This window comes from Kitasatospora sp. NPDC059803 (genome assembly GCF_042732255.1).
Lineage (GTDB): Bacteria > Actinomycetota > Actinomycetes > Streptomycetales > Streptomycetaceae > Kitasatospora.
The window spans coordinates 1-2,569 of record NZ_JBHWIJ010000519.1; the positions used below are offsets into that span (position 1 = coordinate 1).

Annotated in this window: 3 protein-coding genes; 2 read left to right on the top strand and 1 reads right to left on the bottom strand. The window is 72.2% G+C overall.

Going from position 1 to position 2,569, the window contains the following annotated elements; translation table 11 throughout:
• Positions 1 to 76 precede the first annotated feature (76 nt).
• The gene (locus ACFV6I_RS39000; protein WP_380430976.1) at positions 77 to 349 is read right to left on the bottom strand and encodes a class I SAM-dependent methyltransferase; all 273 of its coding nucleotides are present in this window, start codon (positions 347 to 349) and stop codon (positions 77 to 79) included.
• 187 nt (positions 350 to 536) lie between these two features.
• On the opposite strand from ACFV6I_RS39000, the gene ACFV6I_RS39005 reads away from it, so the two are divergent.
• Together ACFV6I_RS39005 and ACFV6I_RS39010 are read left to right on the top strand one after the other, a co-directional pair.
• Positions 537 to 2,075 carry an MFS transporter gene (locus ACFV6I_RS39005; RefSeq protein WP_380430979.1) on the top strand — a complete coding sequence of 513 codons (1,539 nt, stop codon included), beginning with the start codon at positions 537 to 539 and terminating at the stop codon, positions 2,073 to 2,075.
• Positions 2,076 to 2,156: 81 nt separating this feature from the next.
• Positions 2,157 to 2,546, top strand: coding sequence for an SCO5389 family protein (locus tag ACFV6I_RS39010; protein ID WP_380430982.1), 390 nt, complete (start codon positions 2,157 to 2,159; stop codon positions 2,544 to 2,546).
• Positions 2,547 to 2,569: the final 23 nt, after the last annotated feature.

Sequence of the window (2,569 nt, forward strand, 5' to 3'; positions counted from 1 at the left end):
CCGCTTTTCGACGTCACAGCCGGTGTCCTGACCGCCCGGATCACCGGCGCGCGAGTCGGTGTCCCGGCCGCCCGGATCACCGGCGCGCGAGATGGACGGTGAGGTCGGCCGCCCGCACGACCTCCTCGACGGCCGGGTCGGCCAGCTGGAACGGCCCGCCGAGGTTGGCGAACACGCCCTCCGGCTCCAGCAGTTCGGCCACCCGCGACCACCGGCCCTCCGGGCGCGTCCAGTGCAGGGCCGCCGCCGCGTAGACCAGGTCGTACGTCCCGCCCGGCCGCAGGTCCTCGAACGCGGCCCGGACGGTCCGCACGTTCGGGGGCGCCGTCCTGCGCAGTTCGGCGAGCATGGCCGCGGCGGGCCGTGCCCCGGGTTTTCCGCCGCCGCACCGCGCCCGGAGGAGTGGTGTGGGTCCGGAATCAGCCGGTTGTCGGTAATGAACGATTGTGTTCCCTATACCTCGGGGATACTGCCGGTGTCAGTGGACGGACCCGCCCCTCACCGTCGTTCGCTCCCGAGCCATTGGGGGACCTGCCATGGTCACCTCGCGCGCCCTGGCCCCGGCGCCGCCCGCACCCGCACGACGCGGCCAGCACCCGGGGACAGCCCTCACCGTCATCGCGGCCACCCAGCTCATGGTGGTCCTCGACGTCACGATCGTGAACATCGCCCTGCCGCACATCCAGCAGGCGCTGAGGTTCAACACCACCGACCTGTCCTGGGTCGTCAACGCCTACACCCTCACCTTCGGCGGGCTCCTGCTGCTGGGCGGGCGGATGGGCGACATCCTCGGGCGCCGGCGCGTGTTCGTCGCCGGGGTCCTGATCTTCAGCCTCGCCTCACTGCTCGGCGGCGTCGCGCAGTCCTCCGGCTGGCTGCTGGCCGCGCGCGCACTCCAGGGCCTGGGCGCGGCGATCGCCTCGCCGACCGCGCTCGCCCTGATCGCGACCAACTTCCCGGAGGGCCCGGCCCGCAACCGCGCCTTCGGCGTGTACTCGGCCGTCGCGGGGGCGGGCGGCGCCGTCGGCCTGCTCGCCGGCGGGATATTGACCTCCTGGCTGTCCTGGCGGTGGGTGCTGTTCGTCAACGTGCCGATCGGCATCGCGATCGCGCTGCTGGCGCCGCTCTACATCAACGAGTCCGAACGGCACCCCGGACGTTTCGACCTGACCGGCGCGTTCGCCGCCACGGCGGGCATGGTCTCGCTGGTCTTCGGCTTCATCCGGGCCTCCGACCACGGCTGGACCGACCCTGTGACGCTCACCTCGTTCAGCCTCGCCGCGCTGCTGCTGGCGGCCTTCCTGTTCCACGAACGGCGGGCGCCGCAGCCGATCACCCCGCTGCACCTGTTCCGCGACCGCAACCGCTCCGGCGCCTACGGGCTGCTGCTCTGCGTGGCCGCGACCATGTTCAGCATCTTCTTCTTCATGACCCTGTTCGTGCAGGACGTCCTCGGGTTCAGCCCGCTGCGGGCCGGCCTCGCCTTCCTGCCGATCAGCGCCGCGAGCGTCGTCGCCGCCCAGTTCGCCGCCCGCAACCAGCTGCGGTACGGGCGCAGGCCGTTCCTGGTGGTGGGCTCGCTGCTGGTGGCGGGCGGGGCGTTCTGGTCCACCCGGCTCGACGCCCACAGCGGCTACCTGACCGGGGTCCTCGGCCCGACCCTGCTGTTCGGCCTCGGGATGGGCTCGATCTTCGTCCCGGCCACGCTGACGGTGGTCTCCCGGGTCGCCCCGCACGAGACCGGCGCGGCCACCGGCATGCTCAACACCACCCAGCAGGTGGGCGGCTCGCTGGGGCTGTCGATCCTGGTCACGGTCTACGGTGCGGCCGGCCGCACCGAGGCCGGCCGGCAGGTCGGCGCGTTCCTGCGGCAGGCCACCCCGGAGCAGGCGGCCCGGTTCCGGTCCACCGGAAAGCTGCCGGCGCCGTACTCGTCCGAGGTGCTGGCGCACGGCATCTCCAGGGCGTTCGACATGGGCCTGGCCTTCGCCGTGCTCGCGGCGCTGATCGCCCTGTTCGTCATCAGGGCCGACCGGGAGGCGCCGCCCGTCAGCCCTTCGGGGGACGGCACTTGACAGGGCGTCCGGACATCGCCGACAGTCCATCTTGCAATGGTTTTCATCTTCGATAACCAGACTCCGCGAAAGAGGACACCCATGTCGCTCGACGTCTCCCCCGCCCTCCTCGCCCAGGCCGAGCACGGCCGGGTCAACCAGGCCGACTTCCTCGACACCGTGCGCGCCTCCCTCCCCTACGCCTACCAGGTCGTCGCCGGGCTCAGCACCGAACTCAGCGGCACCGAGGACGAGTTCACCACCGACAACACCACGCCCACCGACGAGGAGCGCGCCCAGCTGCTGCGCGCGCTCGCCAGCAACGCCATCCGCGGCAGCCTGGAGGACCACTTCGGCGTCAAGCTCGCCTTCGTCAACTGCCACCGCGTCGGCGCCTTCCGCCCCGGCACCGAGGACGGCGACGCCTACCGCGAGTTCACCTCGCTGCACAACCAGATCCGCAACCAGAGCCCGGAGCTGCGCAGCTGCTGACCCACCCGGACGCGCGGCGGGCC